Here is a 23,201-nt window from a genome sequence, read left to right as displayed (position 1 = left end):
AACTGGGGCGAGACCACCATCCTGCGCTCGCTCGACGAGGTCGCCGCACTGAAGGAGACCGAGGGCGGCCCGATCATCGTCCACGGCAGCGCCGCCCTCAACCAGGCCCTCTCCGACGCCGGCCTGGTCGACCGCTACCACCTGCTCGTCTTCCCCCTGCTCCTCGGCGCCGGCAAGCGACTCTTCAGCACCACGGACAAGGACGCCCAGAAGCTGAAGCTGGTCGAGCACGAGGTCTACAGCAACGGCCTGCAGAAGCAGGTCCTCGACGTCCTCCGCTGACAAGGTCCCCGCTGACGGGTCAGGAGGCGAGGGAGACGGCGAAGGGCCTGAAGCCGTGTCGGCGCAGGACGTGGGGGACCACGAGGACCATGGCCTCGGTGGCGCGGGCCGTGGTGATGCCGCCGAGGTCCTCGATCCATCCGGGCTGCCAGCCCAGGTCGCCGAGCAGGCGGGTGACGGTCTCCTTCGCGTTCCGGTCGTCGCCCGAGAGGTAGGCGGTCGGTGGGACGGCCAGGGTTTCGGGAGCGGTCATGACCATGAACAGCATGGTGTTGAGGGTCTTGACCACCCGGGTGTCGGGGAGTGCGGCCTGGAGCTTCTCGGCGAGGCTGCTGCCGGGATAGCAGAGGTCGCCGGGCAGACCGTCATCGGTGTCGCGGGTGGCGTTGGAGACGTCGACGAGGAGTTTTCCGGAGAGCTCGGTGCGCAGGCCGACCAGGCGGTCCAGGGAGCTGTCGCCGGGCGTCGCGTTGATCACGATGTCCGCGGTGCGGGCGGTGGTGCGCTGGTCGGCGAAGGCGATCTGCGGGGCGATGCCGGCGGCGGGCGCTGCGGTGTCCTCCGGGTTCCGGACACCGAGGGTGACACGGTGTCCGGCCACGGAGAGCTTGCCGGCGAGGTTGGCGCCGACGCGGCCGGCGCCCAGGATGCCGATGCTGGTCATGAGGTGATGCTCCTTGCGGTATCGGGTGGGTGGCGCGGAGGGGCCCGGTCAGGCGATGGTCGACAGGACCTTGCGGGCTGCGGTGTGGATGCCGGGGGCGGCGGCCAGGAAGTCGCGGCTGCCGGTGTGCCAGGGCTCGCCCGCCAGGTCGGTGACGGTGCCTCCGGCCTCGGAGACCAGCAGGGCGCCGGCGACCAGGCCGGAGCGGACGTCGGAGAACTGCCAGAAGGCGTCCATGCGTCCGGCGGCGACGTGGATGAGCTGCATCGTGGCGGGAACGGACACGCGCACGACCAGGCCGTTGACGAGCATGGCGGTGACCGAGTCGCCGATCCGCCGGAAGGTGCGCTCGTCCTCACCGGGCCTGGCCTGGCCGGTGCCGATGAGCGCGGCACCCAGGTCGGTCTTGGCGGACACCTTCAGGGGCCGGTCGTTGAGGCGGGCACCGCCGCCGGCGACGGCGGTGTAGGTGTCGCCGGTCAGCGGCAGGTGGACGACGGTGAGCACCGGCAGGTTGTCGCGGACCAGGGTGGCGGTGACGGCCCAGTCCTCCATGCCGTGGACGTGGTTGATGTTGCCCTCGGCGGGGTCGACGACCCACCACTCCCCCGACGGGAGCGCACCGCCGGCCAACTCGTCCTCGGCCCACCGCGATCCGGGCCGCGCCCGCAGCAGCGGCCCCCGCAGCACGTCCAGCACCGCGTCGTCGTTGGCGTGGATCTCGGCGACGACCTCGTCCAGACTCACGCCCCGGGCGTGCGAGGTGTGGCGGTCGCGCAGCGTGAGGCCAGCGGTCCTCACCGCGGCGGTCACCTCGGACAGGAGCGTCGTGTCGGCGGCGAAAGGCATGGCTGTGCTCATGGCGGGCTCCCTGGGTTCGATGGGTGCGGGCGGCTTGTCTCTCGCCCGCACTTCGAAGGTAGGGGCCCCGATCATTAACAACAAGTGCATGCTATGCACTTGTAGAGTTACCGACATGCAACTGGATCTGAACCTGCTCACGGCCCTGGACGCACTGCTGGAAGAGGGCAGCGTCGCCGGCGCCGCGGCACGCCTCCACGTCACCGCACCGGCGATGAGCCGCTCCCTGGGCCGCATCCGCAAGGCCACCGGAGACCAGATCCTGGTCCGCACCGGCCGCAGCATGGTCCCCACCACCCGCGCACTCGCCATGCGCGCCCGGGTCCACGCCCTCGTACAGCAGGCCCACCAACTCCTGTCCGCGCAGCAGGAACTCGACCTCGCGGCTCTGGACCGGGTGTTCACCGTGCGCTGGCACGACGCCCTGACCGCCGCCTGCGGCACCACCCTGATCACCGCCGTCCACCAGCGGGCCCCCGGCGTCCGGCTGCGCCTGTCCGCCGAACCCGGGACGGACGACGCCGAGTTGCGCCGGGGCGAGGTCGACCTCGAATCGGCCTCCAGCGCTCCGGCGCTCCCCGACATCCGCCACCGCCTCGTCGGCAGGGACCGGCTGGTCGTCGCCGTCCGGCCGGGCCACCCCCTCACCGAGGGTCCGCCGAGCACCGAGCGCTACGCGGCCGCCGAACACCTCACCGTCTCGCGCCGCGGAAGCCTGCGCGACCCGATCGACGACGCCCTGACCACCCGCGGCCTCGAACGACGCGTCGTCGCCGCGGGGCCCACCGCCGCCTTCGCACTGCAACTCGCCCTCGACACCGACCTGGTCGTCACCCTCCCCGACGCGGTCACCCGCGCGGCCCGGGAACACCTCGGCCTGGCCACCCTGCCACCACCACTCCCGCTGCCCGACGTCCCCCTGTACCTGCTGTGGCACCAGCGCTACGACGACGACCGCGCCCACACCTGGCTGCGAGACCTGGCCACCGAAACCGTCCAGGCCCTGTTCGCCCCACCGACCGGACCTCAACAGCCCCCCAGCGACCGGACCGGGCAGTGACGGATGCACCCGGGGAAAGGCCTACGGCAGCCGACTCCCGTTCCCGTGAACATCACGTGTCCACTGATCGTCCTGCGGCGCCCGGTATTCGAGGAAGCCGCTGATGTCTGTACCCATGCCGGGCATTCTTCCGACCCCGTCAACCGGTTTCGTCTGCACCGGGTCGACGGTCCCGTGTCCGCCGTGGTTGACGGGAGGGGTCCCGGGTCGGCTCCTCTTGAGTCGGGGTCAGCACACCCGGAGGTCGGTCACCGGCTGGTTGGCCACCTCGTAGCGGCACAGGCGGCCGTTGGCCCACAGGGCGACGTCGATCTGTTCGCCGGGCCTGGCCAGTTCGGCGGCGAGCCGGTCGGAGAAGGCGTCGAGCTCCTCGGGCGTGACGTGGTGGCCGGTGAAACGGGCCGTGTGCCGGACGGGCAGTTCGCCGGCGCGGTGGGCGATGTCCCACAGGATGCCGGAGGCCTCGGCGAGTACGGGGATGAGGACGGTGGTCCGGGCGGGGTCGGCCGGGGCCGGGTGCAGGTTCGGGGTGAGGGCGGCCGGGAGGGTGGAGGTGGTGGGGGTCTCGGCGGCCCACCAGAGGTCCAGCTCGACGGCCGGGAGGGGCTCGGGGCCGAGGGCTGACCGGGTGTCGGTCCAGTAGCTGGTCAGACTGTCGGCGTCGACGTAGAAGGCGCTCTCCACCAGCCCGGTGCGGCGCAGCCGGGTGACGGTCTGCCGGCACTGGGCGCGGAGCACGGCGAACGTGTCCTCGGGGTACGGGGCGCTCTTGGAGGGGGAAAGGCTGAGCCAGTGGTCGTAGGCGTGCTCGAAGGTCCGGGAGGGGTCGACGAGGTCCCTCGGGTCGGTGGAGACGGTGATCCACATCCTGCTGTGACCGTCGGCCGAGACGATCTTGCCGACGATGCCCGACCCGTTCCGGGAGGTGATGCCGAACTGTTCGGCCAACTCCTCGGCGGACGGAGCTTGGCCGTGGGGCCAGCGCAGGTACAGGCCGGCGTCCACAGACATGGGCGTGCTCCCTTCGGGGTGACGGACGGGACCGGGGCTCGGATGCTACGGGCGGGAAAGGCCTTCCTGCCAGCGCGTTTCGCCGCTCCGAAGGGTGGCAGGCGGAGCCCGGCCGGGTCAGTAGCCCTCGCGTACCTCGAAGACGCCGCTGCTCCAGTACACGGACGGCTCGTCGGCCGAGCTCGGCCAGTCGCTCTGCAGATGGCGGCGGCCGTGCCCCAGGGCCCCGGCCCGGTGCGGGCTCAGCCGGCCCGCCGTCAGGTCGTCCGCCTCGGTGTCCGTGATCGGCAGCACGGTCCGGTACTGCGCGTCCCGCGAGCCGGCCCAGTCGACGTACTCGGTGAAGACGCTCACGAAGGCCTGCGAACAGAGGCCGCAGCGCTGGACGGAGACGATGAAGTGCGAGTCGTCCTGGATCATCGTCTCCAGCCGGACCCCGGTGTAGCTCTGATGGTGCGCCCGTGCCGCCGAGGCGTCCTCGGCACAGCACGCCTCACACCCGAAACGCTCTGACTCCGTCACGCCGCCCCCCATCCCCCGTGGCCGCACCCCTGCTCCGGCCGTGGCGCCACATGCTACCCGGGCCCGTGCCGGCCGCGGGGCGCACCGCGTCGGACGCGGGCACCCGCTCGGCAGCGGCCGGATCCGGGCCGGCCGGCCGGCCGATGCCCAATTGCCTTGGTGGCACTATGCTCCGGCTGCATTCGAGCCCAACTCACCTACGGAGAGACCGATGAGCGACGACACCACGTCTCAGAGCCCGCTTGCCGAGCCGGCCGGGTCCGCCGTCGAGGACGCCCGGCATGTCCCCGGGCGACGGCGGGGCATGAGCCTGCGCCGGACGTACCTGGCCCGGCTCGCCGCCCTGGCGCTCGCCGGCGCCGCCGTGACCGCGGGCTACGCCGCCTACGGGGCCGACTCGCGGCCCACCACCACGAACGCCGACGTGACGGCGGGCGCCGCGTACGCCTACTACTGATCGGGCGCCACGGGGACCGCGGCCGGCCCGCGGCGGTGGCCACCCCGTCGCCGGGAGCCCCACCCCCCGGAAGCCGCCTGAGCGGGGGCGGGGGGCGGGGCTCCCGGCGACGTACGGTTCGCGGCTAGCCGAGGCCGCGGGCGTCCTGCTTCAGCGCGGTGTCCACGGTCAGCGCGGTCGCGACGACGAGGCTGAGCAGCGGGTCGGCGAGCGGGCGGTGGATCTGGAGCACGTAGTTGTCGGCCGTGGTGAACATCGTCTTCGCCAGGCCTTCCCAGGTCTTGGTGATCCGGGCGACCTCGGTGTCCGTCTGGTCGACGATGGAGAAGTTCCAGGCCCGCCAGTTCTCCGCCTTGATGGCGCCGACCTTCTGGCCGCCGACCTCCAGCGCGAAATTGATCTTCCCGATGGCGTTCTGCTGGATGATCTGGCCGACCTCCTGGCCGTCCGGACGCTGCACGATCACCCGCGACTTGATGAGCTTCGCCGGACGGGTCAGCAGCAGCACCGGGGTGCCGTGCGCGTCACGGATCTCCAGCTTGTGGGTGAGGTACTGGTCGAGGGAGGTGAGCAGCCGCAGGACCTTGCGCAGCGCGCCCTGGCCGACCTGGACCACCGATCCCAGCGTGGCGCCCTGCTGGTCGAAGACCGCGTACTCGTTGGTCAGCTCGATCAGCTTGGCCTTCTGATTCACCACCAGGACGGGCTCGGAGAAGAGGGTGCCGCCGCCACCGGAGACCGGTCCGACGCCCGCCTGCTGCTGTACCTGGCGCTGCACCTTGGCGGAGTCGCCGGCCGGAGCGGCCGGCTGCCCGGGGAAACCGGGGGTGTTCGTGTTCTGGGACATGGCGGGCAGGCTAGGCCCAATCCGCTTGGGGAGCCAGGTCGTTTCGAGCGGCCCCCGGGTTCGTCCGGGACGTCGATTTGTGAATTTGACGTGCAGGTCCGGGGTTTGTGATCGACACCCGGCCGGTGCTCGGCGGAGCGGATGTGGCTGATGTCACATCCGCTCCGCCGTGCATCCGATGCGTCCTCAGGTCGTGGCGCGCGGCGGGGGCGGAGCCGGCGATCGGGTCACTCCCGGTGCACGACGGCCGCGAGGGCGCGCTCGCGGACGTCCGCCGAGGGGTGGCGGCGCAGTTCGCGCAGGAGGGCCCGCCACTCCTGGGGCCAGCCGAGGCGGTCGCCGAACACCTCGGTCAGCGCCGTGGCGAACAGTCCGGCGGCCGCGCCGGTGTCCCCGTCCCGGCGGGCGGTGCGCGCCAGCGCGTCGGGGGTCCCGGGCGGCGGCAGCGGGCCCGAGGTGTGCTCGCGCAGCAGCGCCGCCGCGGTGAGCGCGGCCGCCGCCGGCCGGCCCTGGTGGGCGTCGGCGAGCGTGCCGAGCGCGGCCGCCAGCGCCTGCGGCCCGGCCGCGGGGTCCACCAGCCGGCGCAGCGCGGCCGTCCTGATGCCCGTCAGGTCGGGTTCGGCCGCGAGCAGGTCGGCGGCGCCGGCGAGCAGCGGCCGGTGGCGGTCGTCCGCGGGGAGGTCGGCGAGGTGGGCCAGCCTCCGGCGGGCCGGCAGGTCCCGGTCGACCCCGGCGTCGTGGTCGTCCCCGGCGTCGGGGTCGCTCCCGGCGTCGTGGTCGTCCGTCCGTGTGGCGGCGGCGAGTTCGGCGAGGGTGCGGTGCAGCAGGCTGCCGGGGGCGGCGCCGCCGAGCGGGTGCGGCAGCCCGGAGGCGGCGAGTGCGCGGACGGCGCCCGCAGCCTCCAGCCAACTGCCCCGGTTCGCAAGGTCGGTGACGGTTCGTCGGGCAACGTCCGCGGTCTCCGGCGCCCAGGCGGCCCACCGCGGCAGCTCGGCGAGGGCGGGCGTGGCGACTTCCGAGTCCGGCGAGGCGGCGACGGAGGCCACCAGGCGGGCGTAGCGGGCCCGGTGGACCTCCGGGAGGTGCGCCGGGTGGGCCCGCAGTACGGCGCGGCGCACGGGTGGCGGGGCCTGCCCGGCGGCCTCGGCGAGCAGGTCCCAGACGGGTTCGGCGTCCAGCAGGCCGGTCGCGAAGGCGACCACCGCGGCGCGGACGTCGCGGTGCTGGCCTTCGACGCGGTACGCGGTGACCAGCAGGTCGGCGGCGGTCCGCGGCGGGAGGTGCTCGGCGGCCAGCCGTACGGCCTCCTTGCGGCTGGTCACCTTGCTGCCCTGCGTCCTGGACAGCAACTCGCCGAGCCGCTGGGCGAGTTCGCCGGGCGGGGCGAACCGGGCGGCCCGGGTGGCCGCGTACACCGCGACCCGGGCGCGGTCGCCGCCCGCGTGGGCGAGCAGGTCGCCCAGCGCGTCGGCGGGCCGGTCCGTCCGGGCCAGGGCGGCGAGCGCCGCCTCGACGAGCACGGTCTCGCTGGGCGCGGTCTCGGTGGGCGCGGTGTCGGTGAGCACCGCCTCGCTGAGCGCCGCCTCGCTGAGCGCCGCCTCGGTGGAGTGCAGGTGGGCGCGGACGACCGCCTCGCCGTACTCGGGGATCGCGGCGGCGGCGTGGACGGCCGCGGCACGCCCGTGCAGTGGCAGGGAGGGGTCGTTCGCCGCCGCGGCGGCGAGGCGGGCGGCGGCCCGCCACTGGCGCGGCGTCCAGCGCCTCGCCGACCCGGTCGGCGGCAGGGGCGCCCGCTGCGGCCGCTTGAGGAACCGCCCGTACGGCGGCACGGGGGCGAGCAGCGGGTCGAGCAGGTCGGTGCGCCGCTCGGCCAGCACGTCCCGCACCGGCCGCAGGAGGGCGGCGGAGGGCTCGAGTCCGAGGATCTCGGCGACCCGGGTGTCGCGGGTGCGCGGGTCGTCCAGCCACAGGGCGGCGGCCGTGACGAAGGCGCCGTCCGACCCGAACTGAAGGGCGTGCAGGAGGAGTTCCTGCAGTTCCGGGACGCCGCGGGCCCGTCGGCCGAGTGAACGGGCCAGGGTGAACAGCAGCCAGTACTCCGCGGTGTCGGCCATGGCGTCCAGCCACGGCCGCAGGGTCTCGAACACGGCGTGCTCCTGGCCGCGCCGCAACCGGTGCTCCAGCCGGCCGAGTTCGACCGTGCCGGTCTGCCCGGCGATGCGGCGCAGGCTCCGCAGTGCCCACTCGACCAGCTCGGCGCCGCCGGTGACGGCGTGCTCCCGCAGGACCTCGGCGACCAGTCGCTGCAGGGCGGTGCGGGTGGCGTACGAGCAGTCACGGGCGTCGACGGCGTCCTGGACGGCGGCGTCGAGGACGGGCACCGCCTCCCGGGTCAGCAGCCGGGCGGGCACCTGGGCGAGCGCGGTCAGCGCCGCGCAGCGGACCGGGTCCTGCTCGTTGCGCAGCCGCGGCAGCAGGCCGAGCGCGTCCTGGACGGCGGCCCGGTCGCCGGAGGCGGCCGCGCCCGCGAACAGGGCCGTCCAGGCGGCGCAGCGGTCGTCGGCGTCCGGGCGGGCGAGGGCGGCTCGCAGCTCCGGCCGGGCCTCCTCGGTGGGCAGGTGGGCCAGGGCGGGGGCGATCCGGGCCCAAGGGCGGCCCTTCGCGCGGCGTGCGGCGACCTGCCGCCGGGCCTCGGCGTGGCGGCGCGCGTGCGGGAACAGCGGTAGGAGGAGGGAGAGTTCGCCCTCTCGTGGGAGGGCGCCGGCGTACACGAGGTCGAGGAACGCGTCGCGCCGGCCCGGGGGAAGGGCGCGCAGCAGGGCGGCGAGGCAGCGGGGCGCGGCCAGCCAGTGCCGGCCCAGGGCGGGGAGCGAGGGCGGGTCGGCGCGCACCAGCCGGCGCAGCGTGCCGCCGGTGGGCGGCGTGGTGTACGGCCCGACCGCGCCGCGCCGCGGATCGGCGAGGAGCCGGACGGTGCGTTCGGCGTCGGTGGCGGCCAGCGGCGGCAGGTGCTCCCGGCGCAGCGGGAGGTCCGGGCCGAACCGCTCCAGCAGGTCGAGGACCCGTGCGGGGCGGGCCCGCACGACGGCGCCGAGGACGTCGGCGAGGGCGGGCCAGTGCCCGAGCCGCAGCGTCTCGGGGTGCTTGGCGAGGACCCGCTCCAGGTGGTCCAGGACCTCGTCCGGGAAGCGTGCGGCGAGGGGTGCGAGCGGTGCGGCGTGCGCGAGTTCGGGCAGGGTCCGGCCGACGAAGGCGGGGCCGCAGGCGGAGAGCAGCCGGGCGGCCTCGGCATCGCCCCACTCGGCGCGCAGGCGGCCCACCAGCCGCTCGGCGAGCCGGTGCCGGCGGCCGTGCCGGACGACCCGGGTCAGCTGTCGGCGCAGGGTGCAGGAGGCGCCGGTGAAGGCCGCCTCGATCGCCTCGTCCGGGATGCCCTGGGTGCGGGCGGCGCGCAGGGCGTACCCGCGGACCACCGGGTCGGGGTCGGTCAGCCGCTCAGCGAGGTAGCCGGTGGCCCGGCCGGCCGACGCGGCGAGCGCGGCCAGCCGTCGGCCGTACACACCGGAGCGCTCCAGGCCGAGCAGGAGCCCAGGGAGCCCGCCGTCGGCGGCGAACTCCCTGGCCCTGCGGGCGGCGAGCCGTTGACGCTCCGGGTGGGAGAGCGGGTCGAGGTCGGCGAGCAGCTGATCGGCTTCGTGCGGCATGCGGTCATTCTGGCCGGGCACGGCGGGCACCCCCACCGGTTTTTGTGCGAGGCCTCGGGGGCGGGTGCCGCTGGGGCGGGGTGCCTCTCGGACGGGTGCCGCTGGGGCGGGAGGCCTCCCGCCGGGGCGGCTCACTCCCCCCAGGGCGTGCCGGTGGTGGCGAGTTCCATACCGGTCACGCCGTCGGCCCGGCGTTCGCGGAGGAGTTCGCCGCCGAGCGAGTAGCGGGGAGCCGCGGCGTCCGACCGGGCGGCCCGCTCCACGATCGCGTCGACGAGCGAGCGGACCATGGCCAGGCGGGGGTGGGCGGCGTGGATCCGCTTCTCCCACGGGGCGACGATCTCCGCGCCGCGCCCGAAGTCGGCGCCCACGCCCTCGCGGGTGAGGTGGCACAGCAGGCCGCGGCGCTCGGCGATGCCGGGTGAGGTGTGCAGGGCGATGGCCTCCCACACGCGGTCGACGTCCGCCTCGGGGACGTCGTGCCGGCGCAGCAGATCCGCCGCCAGGTCCGCGCCCTCCACCTCGAACCGGGCCTCGCCCTTGGCCAGGCTGCCGGTGCCCAGGTCGTGCAGGACGGTGGCGGCGAACAGCAGGTCGCGGTCGTAGGCGGCGTCGTCCAGGCATCCGTCGTGGGCGGCCAGGAGCTGGGCGAAGAGGAAGCTGCGCACGCTGTGGTTGAGGATCGGCGCGGTCTCCGAGGCTCGCGCGGCGGCGAGGACGGCCTCGGCCAGGGGGCCGGTCGGCAGGTCGAGCGAGAGTTCCGTGGGCGAGCGTTCCATGGGCGAGCGTTCCATCGGTGAGAGTTCCATGGGCGCAGGCTACGAATCGCGGCCGGGCCGCCGACAGTGGCACGGGGGCCGTTCACCGCTAGGATCGTGCCATGTCGGCCGTCGATGGGCACCGGGTCGCGGTGCTGGCGCTTCCCGGGGTCCTTCCGCTCGACCTCGGCATCCCGGCGCAGGCCTTCGGGTCGGACCCGCACTACCGGATCACCGTCTGCACCGACCCGTCCGCCGGGCCGGTTCTCAGCGGCGGGTTCACGGTGGGCACCTCCGCCGGGCTGGAGGCGCTGCGCGACGCCGACACCGTGGTCGTCCCCGGCTACGAGGATCCGGACAGCCCGCTTCCCGCCACGGCGCTGTCGGCGATCCGCTCGGCGCACGAGCGCGGAGCGCGGCTGGTGTCGATCTGCACGGGGGCGTTCGCCCTGGCGGCCGCCGGGCTGCTGGACGGGCGCCCCGCCACGACCCACTGGCGGGACGCCGCCGAGCTGCAACGCCGGTACCCCCGGATCGACGTCCGGCCGAACCTGCTCTACGTCGACGACGGCGACGTCCTCACCTCCGCGGGGGTGACCGCGGGCGTCGACCTGTGCCTGCACATCATCCGCGGGGACTACGGCGCCGCGGCCGCCAACGCCCGCGCCCGGCTGCTCGTCGCCCCGCCCCGACGTTCGGGCGGCCAGGCGCAGTTCGTCGATCGCTTCCGGCCGGCCGCCCGCGGCGAGGACCTCGCCCCGGTCCGCGCCTGGATGCTCGACAACCTCGCCCACCGCCAGAGCGTGGACGAGCTGGCCCACCGCGCGCACATGTCCCGCCGGACGTTCATCCGCCGTTTCCAGCAGGAGACGGGCACCTCGCCGATGGCCTGGCTGACCGACGCCCGCATCGACTGGGCCCGCGAACTCCTGGAGACGACCGCCGGCCCCGTCGAACAGATCGCCCGCCTCAGCGGTTTGGGCAGCCCGGCCGCCTTCCGGGCCGCCTTCCACCGCCGCGTCGGCACGTCCCCCGCGGACTACCGGGCCACCTTCCGCGTCACCGCGCCAGGCGACGCCCTCCGGCCCCCCGCCGGGTAGGGCCTCGCGTGGGGCACCTCGTGGTGGCAGGGGTGGCAGGGGCAGCCGGCGCCGTCCCGCTCGTCAGAGGGTGTCGGTCGCCGCGAACTCCCCCGTCAGGCCCGCGCGGGCCAGTGCCCGGACGATGGCCGGCGGGTCCAGCGGGTCGTCGTCGCGGTTGGTCTCGCCCAGCCGTTCCAGCAGTTCGCGCGGCTGCAGCCGGTACGCTTCCGCGTCGGCCAGGAGGCTGTCCGCGCTCGGCCCGTCGGCCGTGTCGTCCAGGTGGTCCGTCAGTTCGCCCAGGACCTCGCCGCGGTCGATGAAGGAGCTCATGCCGCAGTCCAGGCCGTCGTCGGCGAGGCCGTCCGGGTACGGCGCCCGGGCCCAGACACCGTTCGCGTACCATTGACATCCTCTCCGCCCTGAAGGACGGAGATTCCCGCCTGCCCGCTGGTGGTGACCGGCTGGGGCTTCGGGTGGGTTCCTGTTTCTTCGCGCTGCGCCGGGACGATTCCCGGTCTTACCCGCGCTCCGCAGGCTGATGCCGCCAGTCCAGCGGCCTTGGCGACGTTGACCGCCGCGTTGATGTCCCGATCGAGCACTGCCCCGCACGCCCCGCAGGTCCACTCACGGACCGAAAGGGGCTTGGGTCCGTCCTTGACGCCGCACACCGAGCAGACCTGAGAGGTCGGCTCGAACCGTCCGATGCGATGGAAGACCCGGCCGAACTTGGCGGCCTTGTACTCCAGCATCGTCACGAACGCCGACCATCCGGCGTCGTGTACGGACTTGGCCATGCGCGTACGGGCGAGTCCCTTGACCGCCAGGTCTTCCACGGCAACCGCTTGATTCTCACGGATGATCTTGGTGGAGAGCTGGTGGTGGAAATCGCGTCGCGCATCGGCTGTCCGTGCGTGGCAACGCGCGACCTTGATGCGGGCCTTGGCCCGGTTGCTGCTGCCCTCGGCCTTGCGGGACAGGTCCCGCTGGGCCTTCTTCAGCTTCTTCTCGGCCCGGCGCAGGAAGCGGGGGCTGTCGATCTTCGTGCCGTCGGAGAGGATCGCGAAGTGGGTCAGCCCCAGATCGATGCCGACCGTGCTGCCCGTCTCCGGCAGCGCTTCGGTCTCCGTCTCCACGACGAAGGAGGCGAAGTACCTCCCGGCAGCGTCCTTGACGATCGTCACCGTCGACGGCACGGAAGGCAGGGAGCGGGACCACTTCACCCGCACGTCGCCGACCTTGGGAAGCCGTAGCCTACCACCGGGCGTGATCTTCCACCCGGCGTTCGCCGTGAACCGGATCGACTGCCGGCTGTCCTTGCGGGACTTGAACCGAGGCGCGCCCATGCGCGGGCGTTTGCCCTTGAGGCCGTCGAAGAAGTTCTTGTAGGCCGTGTCCAGATCTCGGAGGGACTGTTGCAACACGACCGATGACACCTCGGTGAGCCATGCCCGCTCGGGGGTCTTCTTCGCGGCGGTGAGTTGCTTGGACAGTTCGCCCGAGGAAACGAACGGCAGCCCGGCGGCTCGGGCGGTCTCACGGACGCGAAGCGCGTCGTTGAAGACCACCCGCACACACCCGAACGCCCTTGCCAGCGCCATGCACTGACCGGTGCCCGGATACACGCGGAAGCTGTACCGAAGCTGCATTTCGATCACTATACATTTTGGTTTATGTCACCACGCTGGAATCCGAATCCCGATATTCGTAGCGGCCGTCACGTCGTCCAGCAACGGCCATAAGGTCATGCCTCGGTATTCTCGCCCGACGACGCACAGCGGGACAGGTGGCACAGCTCACCCGACCGGTCGTCAAACCACCGCACGAGCGGCCGTGATCGCCCCGGGCACGACGACGCGGACGCGACCGCTGCCGGCCGGTCCCCGGCTGGTAGCATCGCCGGCTCGGGAGCGGCCCGCGAAGGGTGACGGCCTCTCCCTTGAGGACAGTGAGGTTCGGCGGGAATGCGTACGGCGGCCCCTTTCACGGCCTGGGACGGCCCGTCCGCCGGCCTGGGGAGCCGCCTGCTCGGTGTCGAGCTCGACGGGCGACCGGCGGTCATCCGGGCGGGCTCGACCCAGGGTCGGGGCTTGACGGCATTCGATGCCGAAGACGGTTCCCTGGTACGGGAGTTCGCGCTCGACGAACGCTTCATCAGCGGCCAGCTCCGCCAGGCTCACGTCCACGGCGACGGCGGCGACGGCGAACGGCCGGTGCTGGTGGTCCTGGATCAGTTCCGGGGACTGCGCGGGACGGTGTTCCAGTTCGACCTGACGACGGGCGAGCGGGTCTGTCCCGACACCTGGGGCAAGCGGCGCAAGCCGTGGGGCCGGACGTGGCCGCGGATGTCGGCGGCGTTTCCCCACCGCGGCGCCGACGGGCGGCGGAACCTGCTGCTCGGGTGGAACGACGGCCGTGTGGAGCGGGTCGACGCGGTGACCGGGGAGGCGGCGGGGCCGCGGATGCGCGGCACCGGTCGCAGGGAGGTGTGGTCGCTGACCGCGTTCACCACGGCGGACGGCACGGCCCTGCTGGCCGGCGGGGACGCCGACGGGCTGCTGCGGGCCTGGGACCCGGCGACCGGCCGGCCGGCGGGCGGTCCGGTCAAGGCGCACAACGGGCCGATCAACCACCTCGTCCCGTACGCGGCGGACGGCCGGATCCTGCTGGCCACCGGCGCCACGGACCACTCGGTGCGGATCTGGGACCCCGAGACCTGGACACCGCTCGGCGCGATGATGGTGCACCCCGAGAACACACTGGGCCTGTGCGCCTACCAGGCGGGCGGCCGGACGGTGCTGGCGGTGGCCTCGGACCGCCTCCACCGGTACGACGCGCTCACCGGACAGCCCGTGGGCGAGCCGGTCGACGGCTGGGAGGAGGACGCCTGTCTGGCGGTGGGCGCCGTCCGGGTGGGCGGCCGGGTCGCCCTGTTCGGTGCGGACGAGAACGGAGTACGCCGCCTCGACGGCGCCACCGGCGAGGAATGGCCCGCCGGGCCCGCGTGAGCACACCCCGGGCGGGGCCACCGCCTGACGTCGGTCAGTGGGTGACGGTCTCGGCGTGCCGGTGGAGCGTGTCCAGGAGTGCGGTCTGGTGGTCGGTCAGCTTGCCGTCGGTGCGGGCCTTGGCCTGTTTGCGCAGCCAGGTGCCGGGGCGGAAGGTGGGGTCGCCCGTGAGGCCGGTGCGGTTGGCGGGGCCGTCGAGGGTGCCGCCGGCGGCGAGGTAGGCGAGCAGGCGGCGGTAGGAGCGGTTCCAGTCCGGTTCCAGGCGCCAGAGTTCGTCCAGGGCGTCGAGCTCGGCCGCCTGGTCGGGGGTGAGGTGGTCGGCCTTGCGCTGGCGGCGCATCCAGGCACCCACCGCGTAGTCGTCGAGCTTCGCGGTGGCGGGGATCGCCAGGTGGCCGTGCCGGCGGTGGAACGCGGCGGCGTACGCGGCCCCGCGTTCCCAGGCGTTGGCGTTCTTCGACCAGATCATGCCGAGCGCCTCCAGCTCGCTGACCCGGGCGGGGTCGAGCAGGCCCTGGCCGTTGAGGTGGCGCTGGCGGGCGAGCCAGGAGATCAGCTCCCCGTGCTGCTCGCGCTCGGTGGGGTCGAGGTGGCCGTGCTCGAGGTGGAACCCGGCGGCGACGGCGTGCATCCGCTGCCACTCCACGGCCCGCGGGTTGAACGCCCGCAGCTTCACCGTCTGCAGGATCCGCGCCGCGTGGTGGCGGGCGTCGATCCGCAGCCACTCGGCCGGCGACTCGACCGGCGCCGACGGCCGCTCGGCCTCGGAGGCCTCGCCCTCGCCGGCCGCGGTCGTGGTGGTGTGCGCGGTGCCCTGGGACCGCGCACCGCGCAGCTCGGTGATCCGGCCGGCCACCCTGGCGTCGTGCGCCGCCAGCGCGCGCAGGACCCGCCAGATCGTACGGAAGGAGCTGGCCTCGATCTCGGCGTCGGCCTCCGCCTTCACGGCCTCGCCCGCGTCGTGGACCTCGGCCGGGTCGGCGGACGCCGTGTCGTCGCCGACCTCCGGCGTCGGCAGGTACACCGGGATGACGACCCAGGACACCTTGCCCTGCCGGTAGGACTGGCGCAGCGCGCGGCCGACGGCCTGGACGATGTCGATGACCGACGACTTCGGGTCGGCGAAGCAGACGGCGTCGACGGCGGCCACGTCGATGCCCTCCGACAGGAGGCGCGAGTTGCAGATGACGCAGCACTCCTCGCCGTCGTCACCGGTGGAGGCCTTGAACGTGGCGAACGCGGCGCGGCGGTCCTTGAGGCGGTCGGTACCGGCCACGGCGAGCGCCGTCAACCGCTCCGGCCTGTCCTTGTCCTCCAGCAGCTCCGACGCGTCCAGCAGGGTGTTCGCGAACTCGCGTGCCGCCGACACCCGGGAGTGGAAGGTGATGACGCGGCGCAGGCCGAGGTCGGCGATCGCGCGCAGCACCGCGATCTGCAGGGCCAGGCACAGCAGTTCCTCGTTGCCGCGCTGGGAGCGCAGGTCGGCGACGGCGGGGAGGCGCAGCAGTTCGCGCAGGTCCTCGTCGGTGACGACAGGGACCAGGACGCGGTAGTCGGCGAGGTAGCCGTGCTCGATGCCCTGGCCGAGGGTCCAGGTGAACACGGTGGGGCCGTAGACCGTCTCGTCGTCCATGGAGCACAGCGCCGGCAGCTTCTCGGCGCCATCGGCGTCGGCGAGGTCGGCCAGGCCGTCCTTCGCGCGCCGGTCGTCGGCGATCCGCGGGGTGGCGGTGACGTACAGGCGCCTGTGGGCGGGGACTTGGGCGTCGTCGTGGACGGCCGCCCACGCCTTCCCCTCCGAACCGGCGGTGCGGTGGGCCTCATCGACGACGACCAGGTCCCAGACCGGGAGGCCGCACAGCCGGTGGGCCTCGACGATGCGCTCCAGCGAGGCGTAGGTCGCGTACACGGTGACCGGCTCGCCCGGCTTCTCGGCGGCGACCAGGTCGGCGATCCGCGGGGCCTGCGTCGACACCTCGGCCCGTACCCGGCCCCCGGCCTCCGCGCTCTCCAACGCCTCCTCCCGCGAACATGCCGCCACCGCCAGCCCGCGGCGCCCGCCCCGCAGCGACCACGCCTCCGCCGTCTGCTCCAGCAGCTCGATCGTCGGCACCAGCACCAGCACCCGCCCCCGGGCGGCGAGACGACGGGCGCAGCCCGCGGCGATCAGGGTCTTGCCGGAGCCGGTGGCCGCGACGACCGTCGCCCGGCCGCCGTCCTTCACCTCGCGCACCGCGGCCGCCACCGCGTCCTTCTGGAACCAGTGCAGCGGCAGCGGGTTCACCGCGGCGGTGCCGGACGGCTGCACCGGGAGCGGCGGTACGGCCTGGGCGCGCGGCCCGGTCGGCACGTCCTGCTCGGCGGTGGCGGTGGCGGTGGTGCTCTCCACGGCGGTGCTTCTCCTTCGGATGCCGGGACGGCGGAGCGGGGCGGGCGGGGCTGCGGAAGGGGCGGCGCGAGCGGGTCGGTGTTCACATGCGCCGTGCCGTCAGGTTCGGCGCCCGCTGCCTCCGGTGCGGCTCAGCACCGCGCGGAATCGCTCCCGCCCGGCCGCGACGCTCGCCTCCCACAGGCCTGCGGCGGTACCGGACACCGAGAGGGACTGGAGTCGCAGTTCCTCGGCGGTGAAGGGGGCGCCGGTCGCGTTCTGGTCGAGCATGCCCATGGCGGTGAGTGTCGCGTGGCCGCAGGACACCGCGTGGTCGGCGTTCCCGGTGTCGTGGACCGACAAGGCGTGCCGCAGGGCCAGGGTCGCGAGGAACGTGTAGGTGTCGGCGACGCCGGTGTTCCCGTCCTCGACCGGCTGCAGCTCGGGGAACCGCTCCAGCAGGCGGGCACGGTCGGCGGCGTCGGGAAGCGGACGGTCGACGTTCCAGAGGTGGCCCACCGACTCCCGGTAGAACTCCACGTCGGCCTCCCGTCCCGTCTCGCCCGCCCGCAGACCGATGAACAGCGGGGCCATCCGCTCGGCGCAGGCTGCGACGTACAGGCGAACCGCCTCGTCTCCCCCGGTGCGGAGCTCGGCCACAACGGTCTCTTCCACCAGCGTCTTCATACGCCGCCCTCTCTCCACGTCACGTGTTGCTCGACTGGTCGACTCGACCGCTCACCGGCCGACTGAAGCGCCCGGTCGCAGGGCCCCCGGGCTCTACTGCCTCTCGGGGATCCAGCCGCGGACTTCCAGGTAGGCGATGTCGGCGTCCTCGACGGCGCGGCCGGTCTCCACCAGCCAGGCCCGCATCGCCTCGGTGACGTCGCCGTGGTGGTCGGCGACCCGCTGGGACCACTCGGCGGCGTCGAACCCGCCCGTGGACGCGGAGCCGTAGGTGCGCTCCTCGGTGCCGTCGGCGCGGACGATGTAGCCGCGCCGGATGCCGCCGGAGTCCTGCTCCGACCCGGGAGAGTAGGTGTACTGGTCCGCGCGCATCCGGACGGTGAAGGCGAGGCGGCCGCCGGCCTGGCCGGTCTCGTGCACGACCGGGGCGAGGTGGCTCGCACCGGACTTGATGGCCTGCTTCCCGGCGCGGCCGGCCATCGACCCACCCGCCTCGCCGACGGTGTCCTTGCCGCGGACCCGGGCCTTCTGCCCGGTCTTCGTACGGCGGCGGCTGGTGTTCGCCTCGGCGATCCCGGACAGCGCCTCCTCGTCCCGCTCACCGCCGCGCACCGCGCGGACCAGCTGGCGCAGCGCGTTGACCATGCTCGCGCCCTTGCCCTTGGTGAAGAACTGGCTCACCAGCGAGGCGTCGCGGCCGAGCATCCTGGCGACCTGGCGCTTGGTGAAGCCCTGGTCGATCAGCTGCTGGGTGAGGCGGGCGGCCTCGTTCGGGTCGGCCGGGCTCACTGCTTCTCAGCTCCGTTCGCGGCGAGTTCGGCGCGGCCCAGGGCGCGCAGCTTCAGGTACTGCTCCTGGCTGGCCGGGTGCTCCACCGGCCCGCTCAGGTGGCCCTTGAGCAGGTAGTCGCCCGGCTCGCCCCGGTACGGCCAGGGCTGGCGCTCGGTCAGGGCGATGCCGTCGGTGCCGAAGTAGACGACCGTGCCGGGCCTGGCGTGCAGGGCACCGGCGTGGCCGATGACCTCCTTGCCCTGGCGGTACTTCATGTCCAGCAGCGCCGCCCGGGCTCCCGACCACACGTACGCGGCCCACTCCGGGTGCGCGTACGGGTCGCGGGAGAAGCCGGCCTGCCGCTGCCAGGTGACCACCTCGCCGTCCTGGCCGAGGATCTCCACCCCGGCCGGGAGGGTCTCGCCGACCGGGGTGGTGCCGGAGACCAGGCGCGGGCGCTGCGCGAACCCGCCCAGGCCGAACAGCAGCACCGACCGGACCGCGCGGGAGGCGAGGTAGGCGGCGGTGCGCTGGCGCTCGTCGCCGTGGACGCGGGAGAGGTTGGTCAGGTCCGCCCAGGCGGCCTTGAGGCGCTTGCCCCACTCGTCGAGCGGCTTGCCGTCCTCCCACAGCAGGCCGCCCAGGATCTCGACCTTCCACGGCATCAGGTGGTTGGACAGCACGAGGTGGACCTCCGCGCCACCCGCCCACGTCACGAAGGTGGCGCCCGGTGTGGCCGGGTAGACCCAGGCCCGGTCCCCGGTCACCGGCGCCGGCAGCAGGCCGACGTGCTGCCACCCGGCCGGGACGGTGACGCGCACGTTCCAGTGCGAGCAGGACATCAGCGCCTTCGTCTGCTCCTGCTCGCTCATCGCCGCGAACGCCTGCGCGGTGATCCGCCGGGGCGTGCCGACCGGCGACTTCCACAGGTGCTTCGCGTACGCGAAGGTGCGGTCGTACTCCACCAGGGCGGGCAGCTGCTCCGGCACCCGGGGCGGCAGGACCAGCTCGGTCCGTCCCTGGCCGCCGGTCGCGTGCAGCAGCCCGCGCAGCTCCTCCGACAGGACCGGGTAGCCCCCGGCCCACTTGCCGCTGGTCGGGATGGTGCGCGACCACAGGTCCCGCCCCGTCTGCGACGGCGAACCCATCAGCACCGCGTCGTCCCAGTGCCGGCGCAGCGCCTGCCACAGCAGCGTGAACGCCTGACGGCAGGTCACGACGTCGGCGCCGTCCGGATCGAACCACTCCCCCATCGAGCGGATCTCGGTGCTGCCGCCGTCCGGGGAGGCGGCGGGGGCGTAGCGGCCGACGGGCTGGCGCTGGTGGACGAAGTGCCCGGCGAGCTTGTCCCGGCCCGAGCCGACGGCGGTGGTCCACCGCTCGGACGGGGTGTTCAGCCAGGCCGCGACGGCGTCCTTGAGCGTGGAGTAGCGCTCGGCGCCGTCGTGCCAGGGGGCACCGGCGGTGATGTAGATCCGCTCGGTGCCGGGCGCGGTCGCCAGGACGGCGTCCAGGATCTCCCCGGGGGTGCGGGCGCCGAGGTCGACCCGGACGACCTGGTCGCGGACCGCGAGCGTCCCGGCCGTCGCGTCCAGGAACACCGTCGAGCGGGCCTGCTGCGTGAAGTTGGGGCGCTTGGAGACCAGACCGGTCGTCACGGCCTCGAACCGCGCGCCCGCCGACCCCTCGGGGAGGGCGGGCAGCTCCCGCGGACCGACCTCGACCACCGGACGCACCGGGGCAGCGACCGCAGCGACTGGAGCGACCGGAGCGACCGAAGCCGAGGACTCCACGGACGGAGCAGCGGCGACGGGAGCGGCCGGGGCGGGCCGCTCGACGACAGCGACGGCGACGGCGGGGCGGGTCAGTGCCGGGGCCACCGCGGCGGCGGGCTCGGCGACCGGCTCGGCCACGGGCGCCGGGACGGACGCGCCGGCGGCCTGGTCGTCGGCCTTCGCGGCGCGGACGGCGGCCGGGGTCGGGTCCAGCAGCGGCGCGATCCGCACCACGTCACCCACCGACAGCCCGGAGGCCTTCGCGACCGCCGCCGCCTGCGCGCCCTCGTACCCCGCGAGCCCGGCCACCCGGCGCGCACGCTGGCCGGTGAGCTTGTCCAGCTCCTTCTGCGCGGCCGCGACCGCCTTCTCCGCGGCCGTGATCCCGGTGCGCAGCTCGCGCAGACCGGCGAGCTCGGCGGTGTACGTCTTGCGGTCCATCAGCGGGTCACTCCCCCGTCGGCGGCGGGCTGGTCGGCGGTGGTCGGACGGGTGGTGACGTAGGCGATCGGGCCGCCGGACACCGACGCCAGGCGGGTGCCGAGCAGCAGGCCCGCCAGGCGCGCGTCCTCCGGGTCGGCCGGGCCGGCGGCGTTCGCCGGGACGGTGAGGTCGGTCAGGTAGCCGGCCAGCCGGGCCCTCGGGAAGCGGTAGCGCCCCGCGGTGCCGACAGTGCCGTCGGCCTCCCACTCATCCAGGCCGGTCAGCACCGCGACGACGAACCCGGCCACCGTCACCGGCAGCACCCCGCCGGCCGCGACCCGCGCCGGGTCGCACCGCCACCAGCCGGACAGCGCGGCCAGAAGCTGCGCCCGGCCCAGCGCGGTGCCGAAGCCGATCCACTCCCGGTCCGGCTCGTCCACCTTCGCGGGGGCGTCCGAGCGCAGCACCGCCACCTCGGCCGTGCCGAGCACGGTCAGGTCGACGGCGGGACGGGCCTGCAACCGCTGGAGAGCGGCCAGCGGGAACACCTGACGCCCGGTCTCGCGCACGCCGGGGACCACGCCGGTGGCCATCAGCTTCTTCACCGTCGGGATCGAGCACCCCAGAGCCGTCCCGGCCTGCCCGGTCGTCACGAACACACCCAGACCTCCACGCCTATTCAGCTGACTGGAAACGCTAGGGCGACTCTACGCCTCCCGACGACACATCCGTCACATCCGTCGTCATGACGCGCGGGTCCCGCCGGGGCCCCGCTCGCGCGAGGCCCCACGACGGGATCAGACGGTGAGGACGAGCTTGCCCTGGAGGTGACCGCCGTCGAGCAGCCGGTGCGCGTCGGCGACGCGCTCGAACGGGAACGTCTCCTGCACGTGGACCCGGAGCCTGCCCTGTTCGACGAGTTCGACGAGACCTCGCAGGGCGACCGGATCGGGGTCGACCCCGATGCCGCTGAAGCGCATGCCGGCCGCCTCGTACCTGGCGATGAGCTCCGTGTCCTCCTCCGCGACCGCCGTCACCAGGTGACCGCCGGGGCGGAGCACGTCGAGCGACCGCTCGACGGTGTCGCCGCCGATCGTGTCGAGCACGACGTCGATGTCGCGGACCGCCTCGGTGAAGTCGACCGCCGTGTAGTCGATCACCTCGTCGGCGCCGAGCCCCTCGACGAACGTCCGCTTGCCCCCGCTGGCGGTCGCGATCACGTGCGCGCCGAGCGCCTTCGCGATCTGGATCGCGACGTGGCCGACCCCGCCGCCACCGCCGTGGACCAGGACGCGGTCGCCCTCGGTCACGCCGCCGAGGTCGACCAGGCCCTGCCACGCCGTCAGCCCGACGACCGGCAGCGCCGACGCCTCGACGTGCGACAGCGACGCCGGCTTGCGGACCAGGTGCAACGCGGGCGCCGACACGAGCTCGGCGTACGCGCTCGCCGCCCGCGGGAACAGCGGCATCCCGAACACCTCGTCACCGGGCCTGAACCGCCACGTCTGCGCCTGCTCGACCACTCCGCTGACGTCCCAGCCGAGGACGAACGGCGGCCGGCCGAGCAGCGGGAACTCGCCGGCGCGCAGACGCGCTTCCAGCGGGTTCAGCCCGATCGCCTTGACACGGACGAGGACCTCGCTCGGCAGGGGCCGGGGCTCGGGCGCGTCCACGACGGTGAGCACCTCGGGACCGCCGAGCGACTGCTGGGTGATGACTCGCATGACTCTCCTGACTCGGGAAGGGATCGGAAGGGATCGGAAGGGAAGGAGAGAATCCACGCTAGGTTCCCGACAGGAACCGGCAGGTACCGTAGGCGCCATGAGCGGATTCGGTCCCGGCGATCCCTTTCTCTCCGACTGCCCGGCGCGTCTGACGGTCGAGCTGATCTCCGACAAGTGGACGGCGGTCGTGCTCTACGGCCTCAGCAAGGGCCCGGTGCGCCACGGCGAGCTGGTCGAGCTGATCGGCGGCATCTCCCGCAAGGTGCTCACCCAGACCCTCCGACGGCTCGAGGCCCACGGACTCGTCCGCCGCCACGCCTACCCCGAGGTGCCGCCCCGCGTCGAGTACGAACTCACCCCGCTCGGGGCGACGCTGATCGATCCGATCCACATGCTGACCGAGTGGGCGCGGGCGAACGGCGACGCGGTCCTCGACGCGCTCGACGCGCTCGACGCCGCTCCCGAACCGGGTCGGCCGTAGCGGCCACAGCGGCTGGGGCCCTCAACGGCCGATGCGGGCGGAAGGTTCACCCGGGAACCGGACAACTCCCTTGTGGGCGAGGAGAGATGACTCTCACCGGACCAGATTGATCATGAGTCGGCAGCTGCGCGAGGATGGGGCCGAAGCCCTGGCGTGAACGACCGCCGGCCTTCCGCCACGGCCCGGCCGTCCCCTGCCCGCCCCGCCCCCCCCCGAGGTATCCATGAACAAGCCCGCAGCCGCACTCGCCACCCTCACCCTGCTCGCCACCGCTGTCCTGACCGCCACCCCCGCGCAGGCCGGCGACCTCCCCCGGGTCTGCACCAGCACGCACGGCTTCGACAACGGCAGCTTCTACTGCGGCGGCGCCTACGGCGACGGCGAGAGCCTCTGGCCGCTGAACAGCGGCGACTGGGTGGACTTCGTGATCGGCACCGACCACGCCGTCTGGTTCCGCACCACCAACAGCGGCTGGAACTCCCTGGGCGGCTACTTCACCGGCAAGGTGACGTTCACCAAGAAGCTCAACGACCTCAACTTCACCATCAACGCCCTCGGCTCCGACGGCGTGACGACCTGGTCCCGCGACCGCACCCACAAGGGGTTCGTCACCCCGTGGTACGTCAAGAGCTGAGGCCCTCCGGCGGACGATCCGCCCCCGGTCCCGGACCCGCCGGACCTGCCGGACCTGGAGGACCCGCCGGAGCAGGAGTGCCGCG

Annotated in this window: 22 protein-coding genes; 7 read left to right on the top strand and 15 right to left on the bottom strand. The window is 73.9% G+C overall.

Annotated elements, in window-relative coordinates; translation table 11 throughout:
• Positions 1-282, top strand: a 282-nt coding sequence (locus tag IE332_RS32320; RefSeq protein ID WP_189914641.1) for a dihydrofolate reductase family protein, incomplete at its 5' end; no start/stop codon positions are given.
• A 19-nt stretch (positions 283-301) separates the two neighbouring features.
• Here the strand turns inward: IE332_RS32320 and IE332_RS32315 are convergent.
• Together IE332_RS32315 and IE332_RS32310 are read right to left on the bottom strand one after the other, a co-directional pair.
• The gene (locus IE332_RS32315) at positions 302-946 is read right to left on the bottom strand and encodes an NADPH-dependent F420 reductase (RefSeq protein ID WP_189923426.1); all 645 of its coding nucleotides are present in this window, start codon (positions 944-946) and stop codon (positions 302-304) included.
• 48 nt (positions 947-994) lie between these two features.
• The gene (locus IE332_RS32310; protein WP_189923423.1) at positions 995-1,807 is read right to left on the bottom strand and encodes an inositol monophosphatase family protein; all 813 of its coding nucleotides are present in this window, start codon (positions 1,805-1,807) and stop codon (positions 995-997) included.
• Positions 1,808-1,922: 115 nt separating this feature from the next.
• Here IE332_RS32310 and IE332_RS32305 point away from each other — a divergent pair, with 115 nt between their 5' ends.
• Complete coding sequence (locus IE332_RS32305; protein ID WP_189923422.1) at positions 1,923-2,867, top strand: LysR family transcriptional regulator; 945 nt, start codon at positions 1,923-1,925, stop codon at positions 2,865-2,867.
• A gap of 228 nt (positions 2,868-3,095) precedes the next feature.
• Here IE332_RS32305 and IE332_RS32300 read toward each other — a convergent pair whose 3' ends face one another.
• Both IE332_RS32300 and IE332_RS32295 read right to left on the bottom strand, forming a co-directional pair.
• Complete coding sequence (locus IE332_RS32300; RefSeq protein ID WP_189923421.1) at positions 3,096-3,878, bottom strand: hypothetical protein; 783 nt, start codon at positions 3,876-3,878, stop codon at positions 3,096-3,098.
• A 117-nt stretch (positions 3,879-3,995) separates the two neighbouring features.
• Positions 3,996-4,400, bottom strand: a complete 405-nt coding sequence (locus IE332_RS32295; protein WP_189923418.1) for a hypothetical protein — start codon at positions 4,398-4,400, stop codon at positions 3,996-3,998.
• 211 nt (positions 4,401-4,611) lie between these two features.
• Here IE332_RS32295 and IE332_RS32290 point away from each other — a divergent pair, with 211 nt between their 5' ends.
• Complete coding sequence (locus IE332_RS32290; RefSeq protein WP_189923416.1) at positions 4,612-4,857, top strand: hypothetical protein; 246 nt, start codon at positions 4,612-4,614, stop codon at positions 4,855-4,857.
• A gap of 124 nt (positions 4,858-4,981) precedes the next feature.
• On the opposite strand, the gene IE332_RS32285 is transcribed toward IE332_RS32290, so the two are convergent.
• The 3 genes from IE332_RS32285 to IE332_RS32275 all read right to left on the bottom strand — a co-directional run bounded on the left by IE332_RS32285 (position 4,982) and on the right by IE332_RS32275 (position 10,217).
• Positions 4,982-5,704, bottom strand: a complete 723-nt coding sequence (locus IE332_RS32285; RefSeq protein ID WP_189923414.1) for an LURP-one-related/scramblase family protein — start codon at positions 5,702-5,704, stop codon at positions 4,982-4,984.
• A 227-nt stretch (positions 5,705-5,931) separates the two neighbouring features.
• Positions 5,932-9,408: a hypothetical protein gene (locus IE332_RS32280; RefSeq protein ID WP_189923412.1), complete on the bottom strand. Its 3,477-nt coding sequence runs from the start codon at positions 9,406-9,408 to the stop codon at positions 5,932-5,934.
• Between the two features lie 131 nt (positions 9,409-9,539).
• Positions 9,540-10,217, bottom strand: coding sequence for an HD domain-containing protein (locus IE332_RS32275; protein WP_229929088.1), 678 nt, complete (start codon positions 10,215-10,217; stop codon positions 9,540-9,542).
• 71 nt (positions 10,218-10,288) lie between these two features.
• On the opposite strand from IE332_RS32275, the gene IE332_RS32270 reads away from it, so the two are divergent.
• Entirely contained in the window at positions 10,289-11,266 is a 978-nt protein-coding gene (locus IE332_RS32270) for a GlxA family transcriptional regulator (RefSeq protein ID WP_189923410.1), read from the top strand.
• Between the two features lie 63 nt (positions 11,267-11,329).
• On the opposite strand, the gene IE332_RS32265 is transcribed toward IE332_RS32270, so the two are convergent.
• Both IE332_RS32265 and IE332_RS32260 read right to left on the bottom strand, forming a co-directional pair.
• Complete coding sequence (locus IE332_RS32265; RefSeq protein WP_189923408.1) at positions 11,330-11,578, bottom strand: hypothetical protein; 249 nt, start codon at positions 11,576-11,578, stop codon at positions 11,330-11,332.
• Positions 11,575-12,894 carry an RNA-guided endonuclease InsQ/TnpB family protein gene (locus IE332_RS32260; protein ID WP_229929087.1) on the bottom strand — a complete coding sequence of 440 codons (1,320 nt, stop codon included), beginning with the start codon at positions 12,892-12,894 and terminating at the stop codon, positions 11,575-11,577. The genes IE332_RS32265 and IE332_RS32260 overlap by 4 nt, the downstream gene beginning before the upstream one ends.
• A 441-nt stretch (positions 12,895-13,335) precedes the next feature.
• Between IE332_RS32260 and IE332_RS32255 the strand changes: the two genes are divergently transcribed.
• Positions 13,336-14,253 carry a WD40 repeat domain-containing protein gene (locus IE332_RS32255; RefSeq protein WP_189923406.1) on the top strand — a complete coding sequence of 306 codons (918 nt, stop codon included), beginning with the start codon at positions 13,336-13,338 and terminating at the stop codon, positions 14,251-14,253.
• A gap of 34 nt (positions 14,254-14,287) precedes the next feature.
• Here IE332_RS32255 and IE332_RS32250 read toward each other — a convergent pair whose 3' ends face one another.
• From IE332_RS32250 to IE332_RS32225, 6 genes are all read right to left on the bottom strand, one after another.
• Positions 14,288-16,642, bottom strand: coding sequence for a DEAD/DEAH box helicase (locus IE332_RS32250; RefSeq protein WP_189923404.1), 2,355 nt, complete (start codon positions 16,640-16,642; stop codon positions 14,288-14,290).
• Positions 16,643-16,741: 99 nt separating this feature from the next.
• On the bottom strand, positions 16,742-17,296 hold the full coding sequence (locus tag IE332_RS32245; protein WP_229929086.1) for a hypothetical protein: 555 nt from the start codon (positions 17,294-17,296) through the stop codon (positions 16,742-16,744).
• A 105-nt stretch (positions 17,297-17,401) separates the two neighbouring features.
• The gene (locus tag IE332_RS32240; RefSeq protein ID WP_189923400.1) at positions 17,402-18,097 is read right to left on the bottom strand and encodes a helix-turn-helix domain containing protein; all 696 of its coding nucleotides are present in this window, start codon (positions 18,095-18,097) and stop codon (positions 17,402-17,404) included.
• Complete coding sequence (locus IE332_RS32235) at positions 18,094-20,295, bottom strand: hypothetical protein (RefSeq protein WP_189923398.1); 2,202 nt, start codon at positions 20,293-20,295, stop codon at positions 18,094-18,096. The genes IE332_RS32240 and IE332_RS32235 overlap by 4 nt, the downstream gene beginning before the upstream one ends.
• Positions 20,295-20,936 (bottom strand): MerR family transcriptional regulator, encoded by a 642-nt coding sequence (locus IE332_RS32230; RefSeq protein ID WP_189923397.1) that lies wholly within the window; start codon positions 20,934-20,936, stop codon positions 20,295-20,297. The genes IE332_RS32235 and IE332_RS32230 overlap by 1 nt, the downstream gene beginning before the upstream one ends.
• A 138-nt stretch (positions 20,937-21,074) precedes the next feature.
• A complete protein-coding gene (locus IE332_RS32225) occupies positions 21,075-22,001 on the bottom strand; it encodes an NADP-dependent oxidoreductase (RefSeq protein ID WP_189923395.1) in 927 nt (308 codons plus the stop codon).
• 97 nt (positions 22,002-22,098) lie between these two features.
• Here IE332_RS32225 and IE332_RS32220 point away from each other — a divergent pair, with 97 nt between their 5' ends.
• Together IE332_RS32220 and IE332_RS32215 are read left to right on the top strand one after the other, a co-directional pair.
• Positions 22,099-22,482, top strand: coding sequence for a winged helix-turn-helix transcriptional regulator (locus tag IE332_RS32220; protein WP_189923393.1), 384 nt, complete (start codon positions 22,099-22,101; stop codon positions 22,480-22,482).
• Positions 22,483-22,705: 223 nt separating this feature from the next.
• A complete protein-coding gene (locus IE332_RS32215; protein WP_189923391.1) occupies positions 22,706-23,116 on the top strand; it encodes a hypothetical protein in 411 nt (136 codons plus the stop codon).
• Positions 23,117-23,201 lie beyond the last annotated feature (85 nt).

Origin of the sequence: Kitasatospora xanthocidica (assembly GCF_014656195.1) — a bacterium.
GTDB lineage: Bacteria > Actinomycetota > Actinomycetes > Streptomycetales > Streptomycetaceae > Kitasatospora > Kitasatospora xanthocidica.
The sequence above is the reverse complement of the archived record's forward strand: the minus strand, read 5'-3'. Positions and strand labels throughout refer to the sequence as shown.